This window comes from Gordonia aichiensis NBRC 108223 (assembly GCF_000332975.1).
GTDB lineage: Bacteria > Actinomycetota > Actinomycetes > Mycobacteriales > Mycobacteriaceae > Gordonia > Gordonia aichiensis.
On the sequence record NZ_BANR01000005.1, the window covers coordinates 177,328 to 202,609 of the forward strand.

Below are 25,282 nucleotides of genomic sequence, written 5' to 3' on the forward strand. Positions count from 1 at the left end.
GCCGATGGATCTGACAGCTCCGCCGCGCCGCGCGCCGAGAGGTGGATCGGCATCTCGGAAAGCGGCAGTTCTCGGCTCGCCGGTCTCGCATTCGCGGTCACCCGACCTGCATCTGGCCGCCTACCGTGCGCTGGACCTGCACGACTGGACGTACGAGCGCATCGAGTGCGACGAGCGTCGGTTGCCGACCCTGGTGGGCGAGCTCCCCGCCGAGTGGGTCGGGCTGTCGGTGACCATGCCGGGGAAGCGGGTCGCGCTCGACGTCGCCGATGAACGTACCGAGCGGGCCGTCCTGGTCGGTTCGGCCAACACCCTGGTGCGCGTCGAGAACGGATGGCGCGCAGACTGTACCGACATCGACGGCATGATCGGCGCCCTGCGGCAGCTCGACATCGAGGTCGCCGAGCGACCGCGGGCGGTCCTCGTCGGAGCGGGCGGAACCGCGCTGCCGAGCGTTGCAGCGCTCGCGGAGGCCGGATTCGGTGACCTCACGGTGGTCGCGCGCGACGAACGCCGTGCATCCGACGTCGTCGAGCTCGCGCAGCGACTCGATCTCGACGTGCGATTTCTTCCGTTCGTCCCCTCACGTGCACTCGCCGAAGCGTCCGCAGGAGCCGGCGTCGTGGTGTCGACGGTGCCCGCTTCTGCGGCCGAGCCGATCATCGACTCACTCGCGAATACCCGCGCACTTGTCGACGTGATCTACGACCCGTGGCCCACGCCGCTCGCCGACGCGGTAGCCACCCGCGGCGGTCGGGTGGTCGGTGGTCTGGTGATGCTGCTCAACCAGGCCTACAGCCAGGTCGAACAATTCACCGGTTTGCCTGCGCCCCGGGCGGCGATGGCCGCCGCGGTCGACTGACCTGCCCGCGCGCTGTCCCCAGACGGCACTCGATGCACAGCTGGCGTCCCGCCTCGGCCGTCGTCGACGTCGCGGTCCCTCGGAGCGTTGAGACTGGGGTGCATGGGTCTTGTCTCCTGCGCGGTAGTGCTCTGGCTGACCGCGCTCGCCGAGATCGATCGCCGAACCTGTCGTTTGCCGACCGTTCTGCTGTGGCCGGGGCTTGCCGCGGTCGGCGTGTCCGCCTGTGTGCGCCTGTCGGTGGCAGTCGCTGCCATTGCGGCGGCGTCGCCGTACCTGGTGGGCTGGTTGCGCGGTCTGTGCGGCGGGGGTGACGTCAAACTGGCGCTTGTCCTGGGCGGGATGCTCGCCGATCCCGCGACCGCGCTCGTGATGGTGCTCGCCGCACAGGTGCTCGGGCTCCTGACCCGACGGGGGCGTCATCGCTGGCCGCACGGGCCGCCGATGGTCGTGGCCTGCGCGGTGCTGCTGGTGGTCACGGCCTCGGGCTGACGTGCCTGGGGTGTCGTCGCCGTCACATGGAACAATTGCTTCTTGTGTTGCGCTGGATAACCGCCGGAGAGTCCCATGGCCCGGCCCTTGTTGCCATTGTCGAGGGCATGGTCGCCGGGGTGGAGATCACCTCGACCGACATCGCCGAACAACTCGCACGCCGCAGGCTCGGCTACGGGCGCGGCGCGCGTATGAAGTTCGAGGCCGACAAGGTCAGCGTGCTCGGGGGCGTGCGGCACGGGCTGACCCTCGGCGGGCCGGTCGCCATCGAGATAGCCAACAGCGAGTGGCCGAAGTGGGAGACGGTCATGGCAGCCGATCCGGTCGATCCCGCCGAACTCGAAGGCAGCGCACGTAATGCCGCGCTCACTCGTCCGCGACCGGGACACGCCGACTACTCCGGCATGCTCAAGTTCGGCTTCGACGACGCCCGGCCGGTGCTCGAACGTGCCAGCGCCCGCGAAACAGCCGCGCGCGTCGCCGCGGGTACGGTTGCCCGCAACTTCCTGCGCCAGGTGTTCGGCATCGAAGTGATCTCCCACGTGATCTCGATCGGCGGCAGCACGCCGTATGTCGGTGTGCCTCCGACGATCTCGGATCTGGCGGCAATCGATGCGAGTCCCGTGCGTGCGTTCGACAAGGCGGCAGAGGAGTCGATGATCGCCGAGATCGAAACCGCCAAGAAGGAGGGCGACACCCTCGGCGGCATCGTCGAGATCGTCGCGACCGGCGTGCCGGTGGGACTCGGTTCGCATGTCAGCGGCGACACCCGGCTCGATTCGCGACTCGCAGGCGCGCTGATGGGCATTCAGGCGATCAAGGGTGTCGAGGTCGGCGACGGGTTCGAGACCGCACGCCGCCGGGGCAGCGCAGCGCACGACGAGATGGTTCCCGGGCCCGACGGGGTGCTCCGGTCGACCAACCGTGCGGGCGGTCTCGAAGGCGGCATGACGAACGGTGAGGACATTCGTGTGCGGGTAGCCATGAAGCCGATCTCCACGGTGCCGCGTGCGCTGTCGACGATCGACATGGCGACCGGCGAGCAGGCGCAGGCCATCCATCAGCGATCCGACGTCGTGGCCGTTCCCGCGGCCGGCGTTGTCGCCGAGGCGATGGTCGCGCTGGTGGTTGCACAGGCAGCGCTCGAGAAGTTCGGTGGCGACTCGGTGACCGAGACGTCGGACAATCTCGCGGGCTACGTCAGGCGCGTCGCCGCGCGTGGAGTCCGATCGTGACCGCGTCCGCCGCCGTCCCTCCGAGTAAGCCGACGGCGATTCTCGTCGGGTTCATGGGCGCCGGAAAGTCGACGGTCGGCCGATTGCTCGCCGACCGGCTCGGCGTCGACTTCATCGACACCGACCACGAGATCGTGCGCCGGAGCGGACGCTCCATCCCCGACATCTTCGTCACCGACGGCGCCGAGAGGTTTCGGGAACTCGAAGCGGAGGTCGTCGCCGACGTCCTCGCGAGCCACAACGGCGTCGTCGCACTTGGCGGTGGCGCGGTGACCACCGAAGCGGTGCGTGATGCTCTCGACGCGCATCGGGTGTTCTACCTACGGGTCAGTGCCGACTCGGGTTTCGCGCGGGTACGTGAATCCGATCGTCCGTTGTTGGCCTCCGACGATCCCGCGGAGCGCTACCGTGCGCTGCTGGCCGAACGAGAAGAGACGTACGCGTCGGTCGCGGGGGTCGAGATCGACGCACACGGCGATCCCGATGCCGTCGCCGACCTGATCATCCTGGCGTTGGCCGACGAACTCACGGCAGGAAGGACCTCATGACCGAGCCGATCTCCATCCGGGTCGATGGGGCGTCGCCCTACGACGTGGTCATCGGGCGCGGACTGCTCGACGAGGTCGCAGCGGCAGCTGCCGGCGCCGACCGGGTGGCCGTGCTGTATCAGCCGACATTGGCCAAGACGGCCGAACAGGTTCGCGAGTTCTTGGCCGACAACGGGTTTGATGCTCACCGAGTGGAGATTCCGGATGCGGAGGCGGGTAAGGACCTGTCCGTGGCCGCATTCTGCTGGGATGTCTTCGGCCGCATCGGACTCAAGCGCAATGACAAGGTGATCGCTCTCGGCGGGGGAGCGGCGACCGACCTCGCGGGATTCGTGGCCGCAACGTGGATGCGGGGGATCGGCGTGATCCACATCCCCACGACACTGCTCGCCATGGTCGACGCCGCTGTCGGCGGAAAGACCGGAATCAACACCGACGCAGGGAAGAACCTCGTCGGCTCATTCCACGAACCCGATGCGGTACTCATCGACATCGCCACGCTGGAAACGGTGCCGCGCAACGAGATCATCGCGGGACTCGCCGAGGTCATCAAGACGGGATTCATCGCCGACCCGACCATCCTCGACATCATCGAGGCCGATCCGGCCGCCGCTACCGACCCGGCCGGTCCGGTGCTTCCGGAGTTGATCCGACGGTCGGTTCAGGTCAAGGCCGACGTGGTCTCGGCAGATCTCAAGGAGTCGTCGCTGCGGGAGATCTTGAACTACGGGCACACCATGGGACACGCCATCGAGCGCCGGGAGCGTTATCGCTGGCGTCACGGCGCGGCAGTTGCCGTCGGGTTGGTGTACGCCGCCGAATTGGCGCGCCTTGCAGGACGACTCGACGACGAGACCGCCGATCGGCATCGGAGCATCCTCGAACTCGTCGGATTGCCGACCACCTACGACGCCGATGCGTTCGCAGACCTGCTCGAGGGGATGTCAGGAGACAAGAAGAACCGGTCGGGTCTGCTGCGGTTCGTCGTGCTCGACGGACTGGCGAGGCCTGGACGGCTCGAAGGTCCCGACCCGGGGCTGCTCGCGGCGGCCTATTCGGCCATCGCCTCCGATCGTCGCACGGAGGGCACCACACTGCTCTGATCACTGAGTGGTCGGGTGTGCAGGGCCGACCACCCTCGGGCGACCCTGATCAGGGGCGCCGCCCCGGGCGATCAGATCAGGGGATCAGGCCGACTCCGCGCCGGATGCCGCGACCGAGCGGTCATCGGCGCGCTCGATCACGGCTGTGTCGTCATCTCGGTCGGCGTCGTCGCGACGACGCTGCTCCTTGCGCTGGTCGCGCCGGGTGAGCCAGCGGCCGACCGATGCGCCGAAGAATGCCGGGAAGAACGTCAGCAGGGCGATGAACGAGCCGCCCGCGATGATCTCGATGAAGAAGCTCGCCTCGCTGATTCCCTTGACGCCGACAGTACCGAGAATCCAGCAGATCAGGCACGACACCAGACCCGCGAAGACGCCGGCTTTGAGCCAGCGGATCGTCAGGTCGTCGTAGTCGTCGGGGTCGGGGTGTGCACGAGCATCGCGGATTCCGTCGAAACCGCCCCACACCAACGCGATGAAGATCACCGCTGCGACCGCGATGGTCTTCCATGCCGTCGAGTGCAGCGGAGCCTGTACGACCGCGATGCCGAGCAGAACACGAGCGACGACGTGGACCGCGGTCATGACGACACCGCGCAGCAACCAGGACACCATGGCCGACAGCTTACCCATGGGCGACGTGATCTCGAACACGCGGGAGTGGGGTGGCGTATTTCCGCCACCCCACTCCCGCATCAGGGGTCTATCAGTCAGCGGCAGCGCACGCCGCCCTCCTGGCGGGGGCTCATGCTGCAAGGGCAGCCGTGCGGTGCACAGCGATCGGCGTGGCCACCGTGCCGAGGTCGTCAGTTGCGACGTCCTTGGTCTCGCGTGCCGTGAGCGCGGCAGCAGCTGCGATCACACAGATCGCCGCGGTGAAGATACTGATCACCACCCAGCCCCCGTCGCCGACACCGCCGAGCGCGGTCACGATCGACGGTGCGAAACCTGCCATCAGAAACCCGAGCTGCGTACCGATCGCGAGGCCGGAGAACCGCACCTTGGTGGAGAACATCTCGCCATAGAACGCGGGCCATACCGCGTTGGCCGCGGCATACCCGAAGGAGAAGGTGAGGACGGCGAGTACGAACGTCAGCAGATGATTGCTCTGGCCCATCGAGAGCATGTAGAAGGGCATCAGGATTGCCGACGAGAGCGCCCCGTAGATGAAGACCGGCTTACGCCCGATGCGGTCGGCAAGAGCGCCGAACAGGGGCTGAGTGATGAGGGCACCGATGTTGGCCACGACGACCAGCCAGAGCGTGAGCCCGGCGTCGAGTCCGACGTGCTTGCCGTAGGCGAGCGCGAGGTTGGCGAATACGGTCGACACCGCGGCGATGAAGGCGCACAGCACCACGCGGACCACGGAGCGCCACTGGTCACGCATCAGGGGGATCAGAGGCATCCGGGCGATCTCGCCAGACTCACGTGCCTCGGTGAACTGCGGGGTCTCGTGCAGGCGGCGCCGGATGAAGTAGGCCACGAGCACCACGACGGCCGACAGCCAGAACGGAACGCGCCATCCCCATGAGTACTTCGCGTCGTCGGGGAGTGCCATGAAGGGGATCAGCACCAGCGAGGCCAGGATGAGACCGCCCTGGGTACCGGTCAGGGTCCACGAGGTGAAGAACGCCCGCCGGTGATCGGGGGCGTGCTCGAGTGCCAGCGAACTGGCACCCGCCTGCTCGCCCGCTGCCGAGAACCCCTGCAGGAGACGACAGATCACGAGCAGTACGGGTGCGAACCAGCCGATCTGGTCGAAGGTGGGCAGGCAGCCGATGACGAACGTCGACAATCCCATCAGGACGAGCGTGAACATCAACACCCGCTGACGTCCGATGCGGTCACCGAAGTGGCCGAGAATCAGTGCCCCGATCGGACGCGCGATGTAGGCGACACCGAAGGTGGCGAACGACATCACCAATGCCGCGTTGTCATCCGACGGGAAGAAGATGTGCGGGAAGATCAGTGCTGCTGCGGAGCCGAACAGGAAGAAGTCGTAGTACTCGACGGCGCTGCCCATGAACCCGGCAAGGGCTGCATGGCGTGGTGTGCGTTGTCCGACGGCTCCGCTGCCGTCGGCCTGGGTTGCGGTCATGGGGTACTCCTCTGGTGCGATTGTGCCTGGTGGCGTGGCGGTCAGGACGGGTTTGCGACGAGTTGGCGGAAGTGGCGGGTCATCCGATCGGCGTCCGGGCGGAGCCCGGTGATCAGCGCGAATGCGTCGACGGCCTGGTAGACGGCCATGTGGCCTCCGTCGAGGGTCGCTGCGCCCGCTGCGCGTGCGGCTTGAAGCAGCGGGGTGTCGAGGGGGCGGTAGACGATGTCGGCCACCCACAGGTCCCGGCGGAGTAGTGATGCGTCGAACGCGATGCCGGGGTGTTCGGACATGCCGGTTGGTGTCGCGTGAACGACACCGGTGCTCTCGGGGAGCAACGCGGGCAATTTGTCGAACGCCGCGGCGTCGATCCGCAGGAGTGGATGGCGGGTGGCGAGGTCGTGCGCCAGGGCGCCCGCACGGTCGACGTCGAGATCGACGACGGTCAGATGTGCCGCGCCGAGTCGCAGTAGCGCGTCGGCGACCGCGGTGCCTGCGCCGCCCGCGCCGACGAGGACGACGTCGGCGAGATCGGCGTCGGGTAGCCCTTCGGTGAATCCATGAGCGAATCCCGTTGTGTCCGTGTTGTATCCGATGTCACCGTCATCGGTGAAGAGCACAGTGTTCACGGCACCGAGCGTTGCCGCGACCTCCTCGACGTCGTCGAGGTGATCCATGACGATCTGCTTGCACGGATGGGTGACGTTGACCGCGTCGAATCCGAGCGTGCGCGCCCACGACAAGACATCGCCGATGCGGTCGGGAGAGACCCCCGCGGCGGTGAGGTCGATCGGCCGGTAGACGTAGTCGAGGCCGAGTGCGCGCCCTTCGGTCATGTGCATCGCCGGGGTCAGCGACGGGCGGACGCCGGTGCCGATGAGTCCGACCAGGTAGCTGGTCTCGGTAGGGGTCATGAGCTTCTCCGTAATGTACGAACTAGTACGTTCGCATCTGAGTAGAGCACTGTGCCTCGCATCTCGTCAATGCTTTTGTGTGAGCGGGATCGCACGCAGAAGTGCTCAGCCGCCTCCGACGGAAGGGCCTACGGGGATGCTCAGGCGGTGGTGGTGAGCCACCCGACGACGACGTCGCCGATCATTCTGCGCAGGTGAGCTCGGTTCGACGTCTCGGAGAGATCGAGGTCGAAGAGGTATCCGAAGGTGTAGCGGTTCGCCACCTGGAAGACGCAGTACGAACTGATCACGAGGTGGACATCGAGTGCGGTGACGTCGGTGCGGAAGAGTCCCGCGGTGCGGCCGTCGGCCAGGATCTCGTCGATGAGCGACGTCGCCGGCGCACTCAACTGGGGGAGATCGGTGAGGCGGCGGATGAAGTCTCCGCGGTGGATGTTCTCGATCGACACCAGGCGGATGAAGTCGTCGTTGTCGATGTGGTGGTCGAAGGTGACCTCGGCGAGTCGTCGGATCGCCTCGATCGGGTCACTGTGGTCGACGCGGAGCTTCTGCTCGGCGCGTCGGATACCCCGGTACGCCTTGTCCAGGACAGCGAGGTAGAGACCTTCTTTGCCGCCGAAGTAGTAGTAGATCATCCGTTTGGTGGTGCGTGTGCGTTCGGCGATCTCGTCGACCCGCGCCCCGGAATAGCCCGACTCTGCGAAGACCTCGGTGGCGACGGCGAGTAGTTCCGCGCGCGTGCGCTCCGGGTCGCGCTGGAGTTCGGATTTCGGCTTGGCGGCCACGCTGGGAGCTTACTTGCGTGGTGTGGACGTAGTGCGAACCGTTGCCGTTGCTTTGTACCGGTTGGTACATTGATGTGATGAAGACCTCGATAGCCACCGTCTGTGTGTCCGGCTCACTCGTCGAGAAACTGCACGCGTGTGCCGACGCCGGGTTCGACGGTGTGGAGATCTTCGAACCCGATCTCATCGCTGCAGATGAATCCCCGGAGGAGATCCGGGCGCTTGCGCAGCGACTGGGTCTCGAGCTGTACCTGTATCAGCCGCTGCGCGACATCGAGGGGGTGACCGAAGAGCGCTTCGCCGACAACCTCCGGCGCGCGGACGCCACGTTCGCCACGGCGGCACGCCTGGGCATCACCATGGTTCTCGTCTGCAGCAACGTCGCCACCGCGACCGTCGACGACGATGCTGTGTCCGCCGAGCAGTTGCGACGGGTGGGCGACATCGCTGCGCGCCACGGTCTGCGTATCGCGTTCGAAGCACTAGCGTGGGGGCGTTTCGTCGACGACTACAGGCGGTCGTGGCGCATCGTCGAACTCGCCGATCACGAAGCAGTCGGCCTGTGTCTCGACAGTTTTCACGTACTCTCCCGCGGGCATGATCCGTCGGCGATCAGGGCCATACCGGGGGAGAAGATCTTCTTCGTTCAGCTCGCCGACGCCCAGGCTCTGTCGATGGACGTGTTGTCGTGGAGCCGACATCATCGGTTGTTCCCGGGTGAGGGGGTATTCGATCTCGAGGGGTTCGTCGGGCACGTGCTCGCCGCGGGATACGCCGGACCGCTGTCGCTGGAGGTCTTCAACGACACCTTCCGCCAGACGGATCCGGGGCCGACCGCCGTGCACGCAGAACGTTCGTTGCTGTGGCTGCAGGATCGACTCGATCTGATCGACCTTCCCGATCCCGAGCCGCCGATCGGATTCGACTTCGTGGAGATCAAAGCCGAGGACACGCGCGACGTCGAGGCCATGCTCGCCCAACTCGGATTCACCGCCTCGGGCAGACACCGCAGCAAACCGGTCACTCTGTGGATGGCGGGCGGGGCCCGAGTCGTGCTGAACGAACAGCAGGCACGTGATCAGTCGCCGCACATCGCCGCCATCGGTCTCCAGGAATCCGACCCGAAGGCGTTGAGCGCACGTGCGTCCATCCTGAAGGCGCCCGCAGTGAACAGGCGGACCCATGCGTCAGAGCACGCCTTCGGTACGGCATTGGTGCCCGGCGGCACCGAGATCTTCTGGACGCTTGACGCGCCGGGTGCGCCCGCCTGGGTCGATGAGTTCGACGACGCGCTTCCGGCGGTGAGCACCCCGATCCGCGCGATCGACCACGTCAACCTCACGCAGCAGTGGGAGACCGCCGATGACGCGCGACTGTTCATGGCGAGTGTCTTCGGTCTCGACGCCGACGACCCGGTCGAGGTGCCCGGCCCGCGTGGACTGATCCGCAGTCAGGTTCTCCGTACGCCCGACGGTGCCGTGCGGGTACCGCTCAACGTGGCGCCGCACGTGCTCGACTCCGAGGCCATCGCGCAGCACGTCGCTTTCGCATGCGACGACGTGCTCGGCCTCGCGCGCAGCGCACGGGAGGCGGGTCTTGAGTCCCTGCGGGTCCCGGACAACTACTACGACTACGTCCGCGGGCGGTTCGGTGTCGACGACGATTTCCTGGCGCAACTGCGTGAGCTCGGGGTGCTCTATGACCGCAGCCCGGAGCCGGAAGGCGGGTACCTGCTGCACTTCTACACGCGCACTCTCGGCCGTGTGTTCTTCGAATTCGTCCAGCGGTTCGACGGATACGACGGGTACGGCGTCGACAACGCTCCGGTCAGACTGGCCGCGCAGCGCTGACATGCCGAGGCTTGTCGCTCGGCGCCGACAGGCAAGGCGTCCCCGAGTAGCGTGGCAGTCATGCTTTCTCAGCCGCTGTCCGATGAGTTCGCGCGTCGTCGCGAACGGTGTCGCACGTTGATCTCGACGGGACCCGAGCCGCTCGACGTCTTCGTGGTCTCCGATCTGACCAACATCCGCTACCTGAGCGGTTTCACGGGATCCAACGCCGCACTGCTGATCTCGGCCGCCGGCAGCGACGGCGACCGCATCTGTACCGATGGCAGATACACCACGCAGATCGCGGAGCAGTCGGGCGGTCTCGTCGCCGTCATCGCGCGCGCGTGCACCGAGGAACTCGTCGGTGCGGCCGTCGCCGCGGGGGCGTCGCGCATCGGCTTCGAGTCCGACGTCCTGACGGTTGCCGAGCACGCACAGCTCACGGGAGGTGCGGCCCAAGGGCGGCAGCTCCTCGGGCGGACCGGTCTGGTCGCGGAGTTGCGTGAGGTGAAAGACGATGCCGAGGTCGAACTGCTTCGGCGCGCGTGTGCGATCGGCGACGCCGCGCTCGCGGAGATCATCTCCGACGGCGTGATCCGTGCGGGCGCTACTGAACGCGACGTGGCACGTGCCCTCGAGAACGCGATGTTCCGGCATGGCGCAGACGAGATCTCCTTCGAGACGATCGTTGCGGCGGGCCCCAACTCGGCCATCCCGCACCATCGGCCCACCTCTGCGGTTCTCGCGGACGGCGATTTCGTCAAGATCGACTTCGGGGCCGTCGCGTCCGGCTACCACTCCGATATGACCCGTACCTACGTTCTGACCCGGGCCGCGGACTGGCAACGCGAGATATACGACCTGGTGGAGCGGGCTCAGGCGGCTGGACGGGCGGCGTTGGCGCCCGGCGCCGATCTCCGAGGCATCGACGCCGCGGCGCGGTCGGTGATCGAGAACGCGGGATACGGGGAGCAGTACGTGCACGGACTCGGCCACGGTGTCGGACTCGATATCCACGAAGCACCGGGAATAGGAAAACTCGCGACGGGTACACTACCTTCCGGCGCAGCGGTGACTGTGGAGCCCGGTGTCTACCTCCCCGGAAGAGGTGGCGTCCGGATCGAGGACACGCTCATCGTCACAGACGGCGAGCCCGACCTGCTGACCACCACCGACAAGACCTTCACCGTCATCTGACGGCTCGCGCTGCCCGACGCGCAACAGACGCACACACCGACGTAGAAGATTGAGGAACTGATTCATGGCGACCACCGCCGATTTCAAGAACGGTCTCGTACTCCGCATGGACGATCAGCTTTGGCAGATTCTGGAGTTCCAGCACGTCAAGCCCGGCAAGGGACCCGCGTTCGTGCGTACGAAGATCAAGAACGTGCTCAGCGGTAAGACGGTCGACAAGACGTTCAACGCGGGAGTGAAGGTCGAGACCGCGACCGTCGATCGTCGCGACATGCAGTTCCTGTACAACGACGGCACCGACTACGTCTTCATGGACGCGCAGGACTACGAGCAGTACCCGATCGCGCCGGAGACCGTCGGCGACGGCGCACGCTTCCTGCTCGAGAACATGACCGTCCAGGTCTCGCTCAACGAGGGTCAGCCGCTCTTCGTTGAGCTCCCGGTCACCGTCGAGCTCGTGGTCACGCACACCGACCCGGGTCTGCAGGGTGATCGGTCGACCGGCGGCACCAAGCCCGCAACGGTCGAGACCGGCACCGAGATTCAGGTGCCGCTGTTCATCAACACCGGCGACAAGCTGAAGGTCGATTCGCGCGACGGCAGCTACCTCGGCCGCGTCAACAGCTGACCGCCCGGCTCTGTCAGCGAAGGTAGATCAGTGAAGCAACCCGGAACCCGGCACAAGGCCCGCCGCCGCGCGGTGGACCTGTTGTTCGAGGCTGAAGCCAAGCAGGTCAGCCCCGCGCAGCTCGTCGCCGAACGGCGCGAATTCGTGCGCGACGACGAGAGCGTCGGCGAGATCCACGACTACACCGCGACGGTCATCGAGGGACTCGCCGCCGACCAGTCGCAGGTTGATTCCGTCGTCTCGTCGCATCTGAAGGGATGGACGCTGGAACGGCTGCCCGCCGTCGACCGAGCGATCCTCCGTCTCGCGACATGGGAGCTGTTCAACTCCACCGACGTCGATCCCATCGTCATCGTCGACGAGGCGGTCGAACTGGCGAAAGAACTGTCGACCGACGACTCGCCGGCATTCGTCAACGGCGTGCTCGCGAAGATCGCCGAACTCGCACCGCAGGTGCGGGCCGCGCAGGCCGCGGGCTCCGATTCGGGTGGTCGCGCTACCGACGTGTAAAGTATTGCGGTGGCAGACATCCTTTAACGATCCGTCCCGTGAGGCGGAGAAGGAGGTCCATATATGGGCGAACGTGTACTGCTCGACGCCGCGGACGTGTCCCGCACCATCGCGCGCGTCGCGCACCAGGTCATCGAGAAGACGGCACTGGACGCACCCGACTCTCCCCGTGTGGTCATCATCGGAATCCCCACCCGCGGAACGACTCTCGCCGATCGGCTGGCCGCGAAGATCAACGAGTTCTCCGGTGTCGCCGTTCCTGTCGGCTACCTCGACATCACGCTCTACCGCGACGACCTCCGCGCCAAACCGCATCGCCCCCTTGAGCGAACCATGGTGCCGTCCGGCGGCGTCGACAACGCGGTCGTTGTACTCGTCGACGACGTGCTCTATTCGGGACGGACGGTGCGCGCCGCGCTCGATGCCCTCCGGGACCTCGGTCGTCCGGCTGCGGTACAACTGGCGGTCCTCGTCGACCGTGGTCATCGCGAACTTCCACTGCGTGCCGACTATGTCGGAAAGAACATCCCCACCTCTCGTGACGAGGTTGTCTCCGTCCACCTGACCGAGCACGACGGTGTCGACGAGGTCGTGCTCGGCCCGAAGGGGTCGGGCGACGAGCAGGCTGATCAGTGATGCGCCATCTGCTCTCGACCTCCGACCTGACCCGCGACGACGCCACCGACCTGCTCGACGAGGCCGAGCGCTTCGAACAGGCGCTGACCGGCCGGGAGATCCGTAAACTGCCCACACTGCGGGGCCGCACCGTCATGACCGTGTTCTACGAGAACTCCACCCGCACACGGGTGTCGTTCGAGGTCGCGGGCAAATGGATGAGTGCAGACGTCATCAATGTGAGTGCATCGAGTTCATCGGTCAACAAGGGCGAGTCGCTGCGCGACACCGCGAAGACGCTGCGTGCCGCAGGCGCCGACGCGCTGATCGTGCGCCACCCCGCATCGGGCGCAGCCCACCAGATCGCCGCATGGACGACGGGCGGATTCGGACCCGACGGCCCCGATGCCGAGGGCACGGGACCCGCGGTGATCAATGCCGGAGACGGCACCCACGAGCATCCGACGCAGGCGTTGCTCGACGCTCTCACCCTGCGCCAGCGTCTCGGCGCCATCGAGGGGCGTCGGATCGCGATTGTCGGCGACGTTCTCCACTCACGTGTCGCACGGTCGAACGCGCATCTGCTCTCGACGCTCGGCGCGGACGTTGTACTGGTGGCTCCGCCGACGTTGCTGCCGGTGGGAGTGGAGCAGTGGCCGGTGCAGACATCCGGCAACCTCGACGCAGAACTCCCCGCGGCCGACGCCGTGATGATGCTGCGTGTGCAGGCCGAGCGTATGAACGGCGGCTTCTTCCCCTCCGCCCGGGAGTACTCGGTGCGGTACGGCCTCAACGAGCGGCGGATGGGCTTGCTCTCCGACGACGCCATCGTCCTGCATCCGGGCCCGATGCTGCGCGGAATGGAGATCGGCTACTCGGTGGCCGACTCTCCGCGCGCGACCATTCTCGAGCAAGTCCGCAACGGTGTGCACGTCCGCATGGCGGTGCTGTTCCGCCTCCTCGCGGGCACGGAATCAGGAGGTGCGCTGTGACCGGCGCCAGCCAAGCAGTCGGATCGGTGGTGCACGGGTCCGTGTTGATTCGTTCGGTCCGGCCGTACGGTGAGGGCGATCCGGTCGACGTCCTCGTCACCGACGGTGAGATCGCCGCACTCGGTGCCGACGTCGATGCTCCCGACGGGATCGATGTGATCGACGGTGAAGGGGCGGTGTTGTTGCCCGGCCTCGTCGACCTCCACACCCACCTGCGTGAGCCGGGTCGCGAAGACACCGAGACGATCCGAAGTGGTTCGGCGGCAGCGGCTCTCGGGGGCTACACGGCAGTGTTCGCGATGGCCAACACCGCGCCCGTCGCCGACAACTCGACCATTACGGACAACGTGTGGCGCACCGGCAGGGAAGTCGGTCTCGTCGACGTCTATCCGGTCGGTGCCGTCACGGTCGGGCTCGAGGGCAAGCAACTCGCCGAGATGGGCATGATGGCGTCGGGCGCCGCTGGCGTCCGCATGTTCAGCGACGACGGCAAATGCGTCTCCGACCCGCTACTCATGCGTCGTGCGCTCGAATACGCGACGGGCCTCGGTGTACTCATCGCGCAGCACGCTGAGGAGCCTCGCCTGACCGTCGGTGCCGTCGCGCACGAGGGGCCGATGGCTGCGCGCCTCGGACTCGCCGGCTGGCCGCGCGCCGCCGAGGAGTCGATCGTGGTGCGTGACGCCCTGCTGGCGCGGGACGCCGGAGCACGCGTCCACATCTGTCACGCCTCCACCGAGGGCACCGTGGCACTGCTGCGGTGGGCCAAGGAGCAGGGAATCAACGTGACCGCGGAGGTCACCCCGCACCATCTTCTGCTCGACGACTCTCGTCTGCAGACTTACGACGCGATCAACAAGGTCAATCCGCCGTTGCGTGAGGAGCGCGACAAGATCGCACTGCGGCAGGCGTTGGCCGACGGAATCGTGGACTGCGTGGCGACCGATCATGCGCCGCATGCCTCGCAGGAGAAGTGCTGTGAATTCGCCCAGGCGAAGCCAGGGATGCTCGGGCTCCAGACCGCGCTACCGATCATCGTGGAAACCATGGTGAATCCGGGTCTGCTCGACTGGCGCGGTGTAGCACGTGTGATGAGTGAGCGCCCGGCGGAGATCGTCGGACTCACCGATCAGGGGCGCCCGATCGCCGTCGGCGAACCGGCGAACCTGACGGTGGTCGACCCGAACACCCCATGGGTGGTGCACGGGCGCGAGCTGGCGAGCCTGTCCGACAACACGCCCTATGAGTCGATGTCGATGCCGGCCAGCGTTGTCGCGACGGTGCTGCGCGGTGTGGTGACGGCCCACGCCGGCGAGGTGACCCGGTGAGCCTGACCGAGATCATCATCGTGGTCGTCGTCGTGCTGGTCTGGCTCGGATTGGTGTCGCTCGTGCTACGCGGATGGCGCAACCGTGGGCGTCGTCAGGCCGATCTGATCGGCGAGTTCCCCGTTCCGCCAACGCATCTCGGTGATGCGATACTCGGTCCGGACACGGGACTCTACGTCGGGTCGACGATTGCTCCAAGCTGGCAGAACCGCGTGGCGGTCGGCGATGTCGGCGACCGTGCCGCAGCGACGATCGCGGCGTATACCGACGGTGTGCTGATCGAACGGCAGGGAGCCGGCGACATCTGGATCCCGCGATCGGCGATCACGGCGGTTCGTACCGAGCGGGGGCTCGCGGGCAAGGTGATGACGGCCGACGGACTTCTGGTGATCCGCTGGATACTGCCCAGCGGAACCGAGATCGATTCAGGAATGCGCGCGGACGACAAGACCGTCTACCCGGGATGGGTGGCCGCATTCGACACACAGCCCGATACAGAACAGAGGAAAGACCAATGACCGCAGCGGTTCTGGTGCTAGAGAACGGCCAGGTGTTCCGCGGCCGGGAATACGGCGCCGTGGGTGAGACTCTCGGCGAGGCGGTGTTCTGCACTGCGATGACCGGCTATCAGGAGACATTGACCGATCCCAGTTATCACCGTCAGATCGTGGTGGCGACCGCACCGCAGATCGGCAACACCGGCTGGAACGACGAGGATGGCGAGTCCACCGGCAGCGCGGGCAGCGAGGACGAGGTCGGCGACTCGGGCAAGATCTGGGTCGCAGGCTACGCCGTGCGTAATCCCACTCGCCGCGTGTCCAATTGGCGCGCGACGACCTCGCTCGAGGACGAACTCGAACGGCAGGGGATCGTCGGCATCGCGGGCATCGACACCAGGACCGTCGTGCGTGTGCTGCGCGATCACGGCTCGATGCGGGCAGGCGTCTTCTCCGGCGCCGCGCTTGCTGACGACGACGAACTCCTGGCGCGCGTGCGCAGCCAGCCGTCGATGAAGGGTGCTGACCTCGCCGGCGAGGTCAGCACCGACCGCGGATACCTCGTCGAACCGAGCGGTGATCCGCGGTTCACGGTCGTCGCCGTCGACCTCGGTATCAAGACCAACACGCCGCGCATGCTCGCCGAACGCGGCGTCGCCGTACATGTGCTGCCCGCCGACGCCGGTTTCGCTGCCATCGCCGAACTGAAACCCGACGGCGTTTTCCTCTCGAACGGTCCGGGCGACCCGGCGACCGCCGACAACGCCGTCGCACTGACCCGTGAGGTGCTCGCCGCCGACATCCCGCTGTTCGGTATCTGCTTCGGCAATCAGATACTCGGCCGGGCATTCGGCCGCGGTACCTACAAGATGAAGTTCGGCCACCGCGGAATCAACATCCCGGTGCTCGACGTCGCCACGGGCAAGGTGTCGATCACCGCACAGAACCACGGGTTCGCTCTCGAGGGCGAGGCCGGCGAGGAGTTCGACACCGATTTCGGGCGCGCCCGCGTCAGTCACGTCTGCGCCAACGACGGAACAGTTGAGGGCGTGGAATTGCTTTCCGGCCGAGCGTTTTCGGTCCAGTACCACCCAGAAGCCGCGGCCGGTCCGCACGACGCGGCATATCTCTTCGACAGGTTCGTCTCCGTGATGGAGGCAGATCGCGCACACGGAACGAGGTCCTAATGCCGCGCCGCGACGACATCAATCACGTCCTGGTGATCGGCTCCGGCCCGATCGTCATCGGACAGGCCTGCGAGTTCGACTACTCGGGCACCCAGGCATGCCGGGTACTCAAGGCCGAGGGCCTCCGGGTGAGCCTGGTCAACTCCAACCCGGCGACCATCATGACCGACCCGGAGTTCGCCGATGCCACGTACATCGAGCCGATCACCGCCGAGTATGTCGAGAAGGTGATCGAAGCCGAGCGCGACGCCGGGCACCCGATCGACGCCGTGCTGGCCACCCTCGGAGGTCAGACCGCGCTGAACACCGCTGTGGCCCTGCATGATCGGGGATCGCTCGAGAAGTACGACATCGAGCTCATCGGTGCCGACTTCGACGCCATCCAGCGTGGCGAGGACCGCCAGATGTTCAAGGACATCGTGGCCAAGGTCGGTGGCGAGAGCGCGCGTTCACGCGTGTGTCACACGATGGACGAGGTGCGCGAGACCGTCGCCGAACTCGGCTATCCGGTCGTCGTGCGACCGTCCTTCACCATGGGTGGCCTCGGCTCGGGCATGGCCTACGACTCCGACGATCTGGACCGCATCGCCGGTGGGGGACTCGCGGCGTCGCCCACGGCCAACGTGCTGATCGAGGAGTCGATCCTCGGGTGGAAGGAATACGAGCTCGAGCTCATGCGCGACAACCGCGACAACGTGGTCGTCGTGTGTTCGATCGAGAACCTCGACCCGGTGGGCGTGCACACGGGTGACTCCATCACCGTCGCCCCGGCGATGACCCTGACCGACCGCGAGTATCAGAAGATGCGCGACCTCTCGATCGCGATCCTGCGTGAGGTCGGCGTCGACACCGGCGGATGCAATATCCAGTTCGCCCAGGATCCGCGCGACGGGCGTCTCATCGTGATCGAGATGAACCCGCGCGTATCCCGCTCGTCGGCACTCGCCTCGAAGGCGACGGGTTTCCCCATCGCCAAGATCGCCGCGAAACTTGCCATCGGCTACAGCCTCGACGAGATCACCAACGACATCACCAAGGAGACGCCGGCCTGTTTCGAGCCGACACTCGACTACGTGGTGGTGAAGGCTCCGCGTTTCGCGTTCGAGAAGTTCCCCGGCGCCGACGACACGCTGACCACGACGATGAAGTCGGTCGGCGAAGCGATGAGTCTCGGTCGCAGCTTCGCCGAGGCGCTCGGCAAGGTGATGCGGTCGCTCGAGACCAAGGCCGCGGGATTCTGGACCGAACCGAACCGGCCCGACCCGGCGAGCATCGACCTCGATGCCCTGCTGCGCGAGATCGCCACCCCCAAGGACGGCCGCATCTACAAGGTGATGCTGGCGTTCGACGCGGGAGCGACAATCGAGCAGGTGTACGAGGCGACCGCGATCGATCCCTGGTTCCTCGCCGAGATCGCGGCAATCGGAGCGCTCGGTACCGAGGTCCGTGACGCCGAGCAGCTGACCGAGGAACTGCTTCGGGATGCGAAGTCCAACGGCTTCTCCGATCGTCAGATCGCGGCGCTCCGTGGAGATTTCGCCGATCAGGACGCTGTGCGCGCCTACCGGCACGAACTCGGCGTCCGACCCGTCTACAAGACCGTCGACACCTGCGCTGCGGAGTTCGAGGCGAAGACCCCGTACCACTATTCGACCTACGAGCTCGATCCCTCGGCGACCAGCGAGATCGCACCGCAGACGCAACGGCCCAAGGTGCTGATCCTCGGATCGGGCCCCAACCGTATCGGTCAGGGCATCGAGTTCGACTATTCGTGTGTGCACGCAGCGTTGACGTTGTCGGAAGCCGGCTACGAGACCGTGATGGTCAACTGCAACCCCGAAACGGTCTCCACCGACTACGACACCGCCGATCGTCTCTACTTCGAACCGCTCACGTTCGAGGATGTCCTCGAGGTCTATCACGCCGAGGCGCAGTCGGGCACCGTCGCCGGCGTGATCGTCCAGCTCGGCGGACAGACACCATTGGGCCTCGCCGATCTGCTGGAATCGGCCGGTGTGCCGATCGTCGGAACGTCACCGGCCGCGATCGACCTTGCGGAGGACCGCGGTGAGTTCGGCAAGGTGCTCACCGATGCCGGGCTGCCCGCACCGGCGTTCGGAACGGCGACCTCGTTCGACGAGGCGCGCGAGACGGCGGCCCGTATCGGGTATCCGGTGCTCGTCCGTCCGTCGTATGTGCTCGGCGGCAGGGGCATGGAGATCGTCTACGACGAGGCGTCCCTGGCCGACTACATCTCGCGCGCAACCGAACTGACCCCCGATCATCCGGTCCTCGTCGACCGCTTCCTCGAGGACGCGGTGGAGATCGACGTCGACGCCCTGTGCGACGGCACCGAGGTCTACATCGGCGGTGTGATGGAACACATCGAGGAGGCGGGCATCCACTCCGGTGATTCGGCGTGCGCCCTGCCGCCGGTCACGCTCGGCCGATCGGATCTGGAGATGGTGCGGCGCTCGACCGAGGCCCTGGCGAAGGGCATCGGGGTACGCGGGTTGATGAACGTCCAGTACGCGCTCAAGGACGACATCCTCTATGTTCTGGAGGCCAATCCGCGGGCGAGTCGCACCGTGCCCTTCGTCTCCAAGGCGACGTCGGTGCCGCTGGCCAAGGCGTGTGCGCGGGTCATGCTGGGGGAGACCATCGCAGAGCTTCGTGAGCAGGAGTTGCTTCCGGCCACCGGAGACGGCGGTACCGCTCCCATCGACGCACCCATCGCCGTCAAGGAAGCGGTGTTGCCGTTCAACCGGTTCCGACGCTTCGACGGCACCGGCGTCGACGCACTGCTGAGTCCGGAGATGAAGTCGACCGGTGAGGTGATGGGGATCGACACGGACTTCGGCCGCGCGTTCGCCAAGTCGCAGACCGCGGCGTACGGTTCGTTGCCCACCGAGGGTGCGGTGTTCGTATCGGTGGCCAACAAGGACAAGCGGTCGCTGCTGTTCCCGGTGAAGCATCTCGCCGACCTGGGATTCACGATCCTGGCGACAGAGGGCACCGCGGAGGTGTTGCGCCGCAACGGGATCGTCGCCACGACGGTGCCCAAGCACTTCGAGGCGCAGCCGGGCGATCGCACGATCGTCGACGCGATCCTGGCCGGCGAGGTCGCGATGGTGATCAACACGCCGTACGGCCAATCGGGTCCTCGCGTCGACGGCTACGAGATCCGTAGCGCCGCGGTGACGGCAGGCATTCCGTGCATCACCACGGTGCAGGGGGCGAGTGCGGCGGTCCAGGGAATCGAAGCTGCGCTGCGCGGCCAGATGGAAGTCGAGTCACTTCAGCGTCGACACGCAGCGCTGGTCAACGAGGGGTGACGATGGTGACACGCTCGGATACAACAGGTTTCGCGATTCCGTATCGTTCCGCCGTTGCCGAGCGTGGGCGGCTGTGCGCAGGCATCGATCCTCACGTCGCGCTTCTCGAGCAGTGGGGGTTACCCGTCGACGCGACGGGTCTGCGCCAGTTCGCGGACATCTGCGTCGAGGCCCTCGGGCCGGTTGCCGCTGTGATCAAACCGCAGGTCGCGTTCTTCGAGGCCTTCGGGTCCGCGGGTTACGCAGTCCTGGAGGCGGTCATAGACGGTTGTCGAGAGGCAGGAGCCCTGGTGCTCGCCGACGCGAAGCGAGGCGACATCGGCTCGACGATGGACGCCTACGCACACGCCTGGCTCGACGGACGGTCACCGCTGTGCTCCGACGCGGTCACCGTCTCGCCCTACCTCGGGTTCGGTTCGCTGTCTCCCGCGGTCGACGCCGCCCGCAGCAGTGGGCGAGGTGTGTTCGTCCTCGCGCGGACGTCGAATCCGGAGGGCGGAGCGGTGCAACTCGCCGGCACGGGGGAGCGCAGCGTGGGTCAGCTCATCGTCGACGAGGCCTCTGCGAGCAACGCTGATGGCTCCGCGACGGTCGGCCTTGTCGTGGGCGCCACCCGCTCCCACGGCCTCGATCTGGAGGGTCTGGGCGGGCCGATCCTGGCCCCCGGTCTCGGTGCCCAGGGTGCGACCGCCCGGGATCTGCCCGAGGTGTTCGACGGGGCCGATCCCGCCTGGGTACTCCCCGCGAGTTCGCGAGGAATTCTGCGTGCAGGGCCGGATCCACAGGCGGTGCGGGCGTCATTTGCGACCGCTCGCGACGAGGTCGAGGCGGCTCTGGGCTGAATGGGGTCCTGTGTCGGACGGGTCGCCGCCTCGCCGCCACCGCGACACGCTCGACGCGCGTGACAATTCGTCGAGTTTATCCGTCGCAACTGCAGTCACAGCAGTCTCAGCCGTCGCCCCGCTTCCGTCGACGGCTTGTCGACGCCGGCATGGGGCTCGGGTCCGGCGAAGCTCTGTGACCTGCATCTTTCTGGTGATTGAGAACGTGTCGGATGCGACGCGTAGGCTCTGCCACGTCATCGGTGAGCAGGGGATTCTCACACCCCCTACATCACCGAGGCCGACCGGAAACGCGGGGGTGCCTCTCGCAAATGCCTGTTCAGATGGGTACGGTCGCTTTCGCTGCAGTCATTCGACGTCATGGCGCCCGGGTAGGGCGATGTGAGTGTTCGAGATCCGCGGCCATACGCCACCAGACGCCTGCCCCGGGCGCTGGTGTAGTCAGTTCGAGAACGAAAGACGGAGGAACCCGTGGCGCTTCCCCAGTTGACAGACGAGCAGCGCGCCGCTGCGTTGGAGAAGGCAGCTGCCGCTCGCCGAGTACGCGCCGAGCTCAAAGAGCGTCTCAAGCGCGGTGGCACCGATCTCTCCCAGGTGCTCAAGGATGCCGAGACCGACGAGATCCTCGGCAAGATGAAGGTCTCGGCACTGCTCGAGGCACTGCCGAAGGTCGGCAAGGTCAAGGCGCAGGAGATCATGACCGAACTCGAGATCGCCCCGACGCGCCGCCTGCGCGGCCTCGGCGATCGTCAGCGCAAGGCGCTGCTCGAGAAGTTCCCGTCCTGAGCGGGCAGAACACACACACGAGGGGTCGACTGGTTGTCCTGGTCGGCCCCTCGGCCGTGGGTAAGTCGACCGTCGTGAGGCGTGTCCGCGAACTCGTGCCCACCCTGTTCTTCAGCGTGTCCGCCACGACCCGGGCACCACGACCCGGTGAGCTCGACGGTCGCGACTACTACTTCGTGTCCGATACCGAGTTCGACCGGATGATCGCAGACGACGAGTTCCTCGAGTGGGCCGAGATCCACGGCGGTCTCCAGCGATCCGGCACGCCCGCGGCACCCGTCGAGGACGCGCTGGCGACCGGACAGCCGGTACTGTTGGAGGTCGACCTGGCCGGTGCCCGCAACGCGGTGCGCCGACTCCCCGAAGCCGTCACGGTTTTCCTCGCGCCGCCGAGTTGGGACGATCTCGTCGAACGACTTGCAGGTCGCGGCACCGAAACACCCGAGGCGGCCCAGCGTCGACTCGACACGGCCAGAACCGAAATGGACGCACAAGGAGAGTTCGACCACGTGGTGGTCAACTCCGAAGTCGACTCGACGGCCCGCCAATTGGTATCCTTGTTGGTTGGATCCGACAATACAAAGCAGGAGTTCGCGTGAGCACGCAGACCACTTTCGACACCCCCGAGATCGTCGACGCCCCGTCGTACGACACCCCGCTGGGTATCACCAATCCTCCGATCGACGATCTCCTCGAGCGCGCGTCGTCGAAGTACGCGCTCGTCATCTACGCGGCCAAGCGTGCGCGTCAGATCAACGACTACTACAACCAGCTCGGCGACGGCATCCTCGAGTACGTCGGCCCGCTGGTCGAGCCGGGTATGCAGGAGAAGCCGCTGTCGATCGCCATGCGAGAGATCCACTCGGATCTGCTCCAGCACACCGAGGGCGAGTAACTCCACTGGAGATGACCACTCCGGGCGCCAGTCGGCGCATTCTGGTCGGTGTCGGCGGCGGTATCGCGGCGTACAAGGTGTGCTCGGTCATCCGGCACTTCACCGAGGCCGGGCATGAGGTGCGGGTCATCCCCACCCGCGCGGCGCTCGAGTTCGTCGGTGCTGCCACCTTCGAGGCGCTCTCGGGTCACCCGGTCTCGACCGAGGTTTTCGAGCACGTCGACGAGGTGCCGCACGTCCGGCTGGGACAGGGAGCAGATCTGGTCATCGTGGCGCCTGCCACCGCCGACCTCATGGCCCGCGCAGTGACGGGCAGGGCAGACGATCTTCTCACCGCCTCGTTGCTGACAGCCACCTGTCCCGTGATGTTCGTGCCTGCCATGCATACCGAGATGTGGGAGCACGCCGCCACACAGGCGAACGTGGCCACTCTTCGCGAGCGCGGCGCAACCGTCGTGACACCGGCATCCGGGCGGTTGACAGGCCGCGACACCGGCGCGGGGCGGCTGCCCGAACCACAAGAGATCGCGCTGCTCGGTGAGCTGCTACTCGATCGGGCAGACGCCCTACCGTATGACTTGGCCGGAATGCGCATCGTGATCAGCGCGGGCGGCACCCGCGAACCACTCGATCCCGTGCGCTATCTCGGTAACCGCAGTTCGGGCAAGCAGGGTTTCGCGCTGGCCCGCGCCGCGGCACAGCGAGGTGCGCACGTCACCGTCGTCGCCGGATCGACCAACGAGGCAGGGGAGCCGGCAGGAGTCGAGGTCGTCCACATCGAGGACGCGCGGGAACTCGCCGACGAGATGACGACACGAGCCGCCGGCGCCGACGCCGTGATCATGGCCGCGGCGGTCGCCGATTTCCGCCCGATCAGTGTCAACGACACCAAGATCAAGAAGAACGACGACGGTCCGGCTCCCATCGCGCTGACAACCAATCCGGACATCCTGCGGGGCTTGGTCGAGTCGAGGGAGTCCGGGACCATCCCGTCCGATGTGGTGATCGTCGGTTTCGCTGCCGAGACCGGCGACGAGCAGGGCGGCGTACTCGACCACGGAAGGGCGAAGCTGCGACGCAAGGGATGCGATCTGCTCGTGGTGAACGCAGTTGGCGACGGCAAGGCGTTCGGTACCGAGGACAACACCGGCTGGCTGTTGTCGGCCAACGGCAGTGAGACGTCGCTTCCGTTCGGCTCGAAAACCCTTATGGCGAGCCGAATACTTGACGAAGTCCGCGCATTGCTGCCTGATTAGGTGCGCGCCCGACCTCATCGGTCGGATGTCGGGTCGGGTGTGTAGTTTTGAAAGCCACGAGACCACCAACGTCGACCTGTTCGGGTTGCCGTGTGCTCCCAGCGGGGGACACCAGTTTTGAGAGGATCAGATGACCAGTTCTGCGTCACGCCTGTTCACCAGTGAGTCGGTCACGGAAGGGCATCCGGACAAGATCTGCGACGCGATCAGCGACTCGGTCCTCGACGCCATCCTCGCCGACGACCCGAAGGCCCGTGTGGCCGTCGAAACGCTCGTCACCACCGGACAGGTTCATGTGGCAGGCGAGGTCACAACCACCGCCTATGTGGACATCCCGGGAATCGTGCGCAACAAGATCCTCGACATCGGGTACGACTCGTCGACCAAGGGTTTCGACGGCGCGTCGTGCGGGGTCAACGTTGCGATCGGGGCTCAGTCACCCGACATCGCCGGAGGCGTCTTCAACTCGCACGAGAGCCGCAGCGGCATCTCCGAGGACGAGATCGACGCCCAGGGCGCAGGCGACCAGGGGCTGATGTTCGGGTATGCCACCTCCGAGACGCCCGAGCTGATGCCGGTGCCGATCGCCCTCGCGCACCGGCTCTCGCGACGACTCACCGAGGTCCGCAAGAACGGAACGCTGCCGTACCTGCGGCCCGACGGCAAGACCCAGGTCACCATCGAGTACGACGGCGACAAGCCCGTCCGGCTCGACACAGTCGTCGTCTCGACTCAGCACGCCGCTGACATCGACCTCGAGAAGATGCTGACCCCCGACATCAAGGCGCAGGTCATCGATCCTGTGCTCGCCGAATTGGATCTGCCCGGCTTCACCACCGAGGGATACCGGCTGCTGGTCAATCCCACAGGCAAGTTCGTGCTCGGCGGCCCGATGGGCGACGCGGGTCTGACCGGACGCAAGATCATCGTCGACACCTACGGCGGCATGGCCCGCCACGGCGGTGGCGCATTCTCGGGCAAAGACCCGTCGAAGGTCGACCGCAGCGCGGCGTACGCGATGCGCTGGGTGGCCAAGAACGCCGTTGCAGCAGGTCTGGCGAGTCGCATCGAGGTGCAGGTCGCCTACGCCATCGGCAAGGCAGCCCCCGTGGGGCTGTTCGTGGAGACCTTCGGCACCGAGAAGACCGACCCCGAAATCATCCGCAAGGCGATCTCGGAGACGTTCGATCTTCGCCCGCTCGCAATCATCCGCGACTTGGATCTGCTGCGCCCGATCTACGGACCGACCGCGGCATACGGGCACTTCGGCCGCACCGATCTGGACCTGCCCTGGGAGAACACCGACCGGGCCGACAAGCTGCGTTCGGCCGCAGGTCTCTAGACACAA

The 25,282-nt window shown here is 66.4% G+C and carries 25 protein-coding genes; 21 read left to right on the forward strand and 4 right to left on the reverse strand.

Annotated features, from left to right (window positions below):
* Positions 1–4: 4 nt before the first annotated feature.
* From GOACH_RS08090 to aroB, 5 genes are all read left to right on the forward strand, one after another.
* Positions 5–862 (forward strand): shikimate dehydrogenase, encoded by an 858-nt coding sequence (locus GOACH_RS08090; RefSeq protein ID WP_005173182.1) that lies wholly within the window; start codon positions 5–7, stop codon positions 860–862.
* Between the two features lie 102 nt (positions 863–964).
* Positions 965–1,354: an A24 family peptidase gene (locus GOACH_RS08095; protein WP_005173185.1), complete on the forward strand. Its 390-nt coding sequence runs from the start codon at positions 965–967 to the stop codon at positions 1,352–1,354.
* A 26-nt stretch (positions 1,355–1,380) separates the two neighbouring features.
* Positions 1,381–2,589: a chorismate synthase gene (aroC, locus tag GOACH_RS08100; RefSeq protein ID WP_005173186.1), complete on the forward strand. Its 1,209-nt coding sequence runs from the start codon at positions 1,381–1,383 to the stop codon at positions 2,587–2,589.
* Positions 2,590–2,642: 53 nt separating this feature from the next.
* Positions 2,643–3,137 (forward strand): shikimate kinase, encoded by a 495-nt coding sequence (locus GOACH_RS08105; protein ID WP_174320820.1) that lies wholly within the window; start codon positions 2,643–2,645, stop codon positions 3,135–3,137.
* Positions 3,134–4,240, forward strand: a complete 1,107-nt coding sequence (gene aroB / locus GOACH_RS08110) for a 3-dehydroquinate synthase (RefSeq protein WP_005173190.1) — start codon at positions 3,134–3,136, stop codon at positions 4,238–4,240. The genes GOACH_RS08105 and aroB overlap by 4 nt, the downstream gene beginning before the upstream one ends.
* Positions 4,241–4,324: 84 nt before the next feature.
* Here the strand turns inward: aroB and GOACH_RS08115 are convergent, their stop codons facing one another.
* From GOACH_RS08115 to GOACH_RS08130, 4 genes are all read right to left on the reverse strand, one after another.
* Positions 4,325–4,855 carry a B-4DMT family transporter gene (locus GOACH_RS08115; RefSeq protein ID WP_040518116.1) on the reverse strand — a complete coding sequence of 177 codons (531 nt, stop codon included), beginning with the start codon at positions 4,853–4,855 and terminating at the stop codon, positions 4,325–4,327.
* A 130-nt stretch (positions 4,856–4,985) separates the two neighbouring features.
* Positions 4,986–6,338 carry an MFS transporter gene (locus GOACH_RS08120; protein ID WP_005173195.1) on the reverse strand — a complete coding sequence of 451 codons (1,353 nt, stop codon included), beginning with the start codon at positions 6,336–6,338 and terminating at the stop codon, positions 4,986–4,988.
* Positions 6,339–6,379: 41 nt separating this feature from the next.
* A complete protein-coding gene (locus GOACH_RS08125) occupies positions 6,380–7,252 on the reverse strand; it encodes a shikimate dehydrogenase (protein ID WP_005173199.1) in 873 nt (290 codons plus the stop codon).
* A gap of 140 nt (positions 7,253–7,392) precedes the next feature.
* Entirely contained in the window at positions 7,393–8,037 is a 645-nt protein-coding gene (locus tag GOACH_RS08130) for a TetR/AcrR family transcriptional regulator (RefSeq protein ID WP_005173200.1), read from the reverse strand.
* A 77-nt stretch (positions 8,038–8,114) separates the two neighbouring features.
* On the opposite strand from GOACH_RS08130, the gene GOACH_RS08135 reads away from it, so the two are divergent.
* From GOACH_RS08135 to metK, 16 genes are all read left to right on the forward strand, one after another.
* On the forward strand, positions 8,115–9,887 hold the full coding sequence (locus tag GOACH_RS08135; protein ID WP_005173203.1) for a bifunctional sugar phosphate isomerase/epimerase/4-hydroxyphenylpyruvate dioxygenase family protein: 1,773 nt from the start codon (positions 8,115–8,117) through the stop codon (positions 9,885–9,887).
* A gap of 60 nt (positions 9,888–9,947) precedes the next feature.
* Positions 9,948–11,063: an aminopeptidase P family protein gene (locus GOACH_RS08140; RefSeq protein WP_005173207.1), complete on the forward strand. Its 1,116-nt coding sequence runs from the start codon at positions 9,948–9,950 to the stop codon at positions 11,061–11,063.
* Between the two features lie 64 nt (positions 11,064–11,127).
* The gene (efp, locus tag GOACH_RS08145) at positions 11,128–11,691 is read left to right on the forward strand and encodes an elongation factor P (protein ID WP_005173212.1); all 564 of its coding nucleotides are present in this window, start codon (positions 11,128–11,130) and stop codon (positions 11,689–11,691) included.
* A gap of 30 nt (positions 11,692–11,721) precedes the next feature.
* A complete protein-coding gene (gene nusB / locus GOACH_RS08150) occupies positions 11,722–12,201 on the forward strand; it encodes a transcription antitermination factor NusB (protein WP_005173214.1) in 480 nt (159 codons plus the stop codon).
* Positions 12,202–12,264: 63 nt separating this feature from the next.
* Complete coding sequence (gene pyrR / locus GOACH_RS08155; RefSeq protein WP_005173217.1) at positions 12,265–12,837, forward strand: bifunctional pyr operon transcriptional regulator/uracil phosphoribosyltransferase PyrR; 573 nt, start codon at positions 12,265–12,267, stop codon at positions 12,835–12,837.
* Positions 12,837–13,808: an aspartate carbamoyltransferase catalytic subunit gene (locus tag GOACH_RS08160; protein WP_005173220.1), complete on the forward strand. Its 972-nt coding sequence runs from the start codon at positions 12,837–12,839 to the stop codon at positions 13,806–13,808. Before pyrR ends, GOACH_RS08160 begins: the two co-directional genes overlap by 1 nt.
* Positions 13,805–15,136 (forward strand): dihydroorotase, encoded by a 1,332-nt coding sequence (locus GOACH_RS08165; protein ID WP_005173221.1) that lies wholly within the window; start codon positions 13,805–13,807, stop codon positions 15,134–15,136. Before GOACH_RS08160 ends, GOACH_RS08165 begins: the two co-directional genes overlap by 4 nt.
* Positions 15,133–15,654 (forward strand): PH-like domain-containing protein, encoded by a 522-nt coding sequence (locus GOACH_RS08170; protein WP_005173222.1) that lies wholly within the window; start codon positions 15,133–15,135, stop codon positions 15,652–15,654. Before GOACH_RS08165 ends, GOACH_RS08170 begins: the two co-directional genes overlap by 4 nt.
* Entirely contained in the window at positions 15,651–16,820 is a 1,170-nt protein-coding gene (gene carA / locus GOACH_RS08175) for a glutamine-hydrolyzing carbamoyl-phosphate synthase small subunit (protein WP_005173223.1), read from the forward strand. Before GOACH_RS08170 ends, carA begins: the two co-directional genes overlap by 4 nt.
* Positions 16,820–20,155, forward strand: coding sequence for a carbamoyl-phosphate synthase large subunit (gene carB, locus GOACH_RS08180; protein ID WP_005173226.1), 3,336 nt, complete (start codon positions 16,820–16,822; stop codon positions 20,153–20,155). The genes carA and carB overlap by 1 nt, the downstream gene beginning before the upstream one ends.
* A gap of 2 nt (positions 20,156–20,157) precedes the next feature.
* Positions 20,158–20,997 (forward strand): orotidine-5'-phosphate decarboxylase, encoded by an 840-nt coding sequence (pyrF, locus tag GOACH_RS08185; RefSeq protein WP_005173229.1) that lies wholly within the window; start codon positions 20,158–20,160, stop codon positions 20,995–20,997.
* Positions 20,998–21,468: 471 nt separating this feature from the next.
* Positions 21,469–21,783 carry an integration host factor, actinobacterial type gene (mihF, locus tag GOACH_RS08190; RefSeq protein WP_005173231.1) on the forward strand — a complete coding sequence of 105 codons (315 nt, stop codon included), beginning with the start codon at positions 21,469–21,471 and terminating at the stop codon, positions 21,781–21,783.
* On the forward strand, positions 21,780–22,382 hold the full coding sequence (gene gmk, locus GOACH_RS08195) for a guanylate kinase (RefSeq protein WP_040518123.1): 603 nt from the start codon (positions 21,780–21,782) through the stop codon (positions 22,380–22,382). The genes mihF and gmk overlap by 4 nt, the downstream gene beginning before the upstream one ends.
* Complete coding sequence (gene rpoZ / locus GOACH_RS08200) at positions 22,379–22,678, forward strand: DNA-directed RNA polymerase subunit omega (protein ID WP_005173238.1); 300 nt, start codon at positions 22,379–22,381, stop codon at positions 22,676–22,678. The genes gmk and rpoZ overlap by 4 nt, the downstream gene beginning before the upstream one ends.
* A gap of 11 nt (positions 22,679–22,689) precedes the next feature.
* A complete protein-coding gene (coaBC, locus tag GOACH_RS08205) occupies positions 22,690–23,934 on the forward strand; it encodes a bifunctional phosphopantothenoylcysteine decarboxylase/phosphopantothenate--cysteine ligase CoaBC (RefSeq protein WP_005173243.1) in 1,245 nt (414 codons plus the stop codon).
* A gap of 130 nt (positions 23,935–24,064) precedes the next feature.
* Positions 24,065–25,276, forward strand: a complete 1,212-nt coding sequence (gene metK, locus GOACH_RS08210) for a methionine adenosyltransferase (RefSeq protein ID WP_005173246.1) — start codon at positions 24,065–24,067, stop codon at positions 25,274–25,276.
* Positions 25,277–25,282 lie beyond the last annotated feature (6 nt).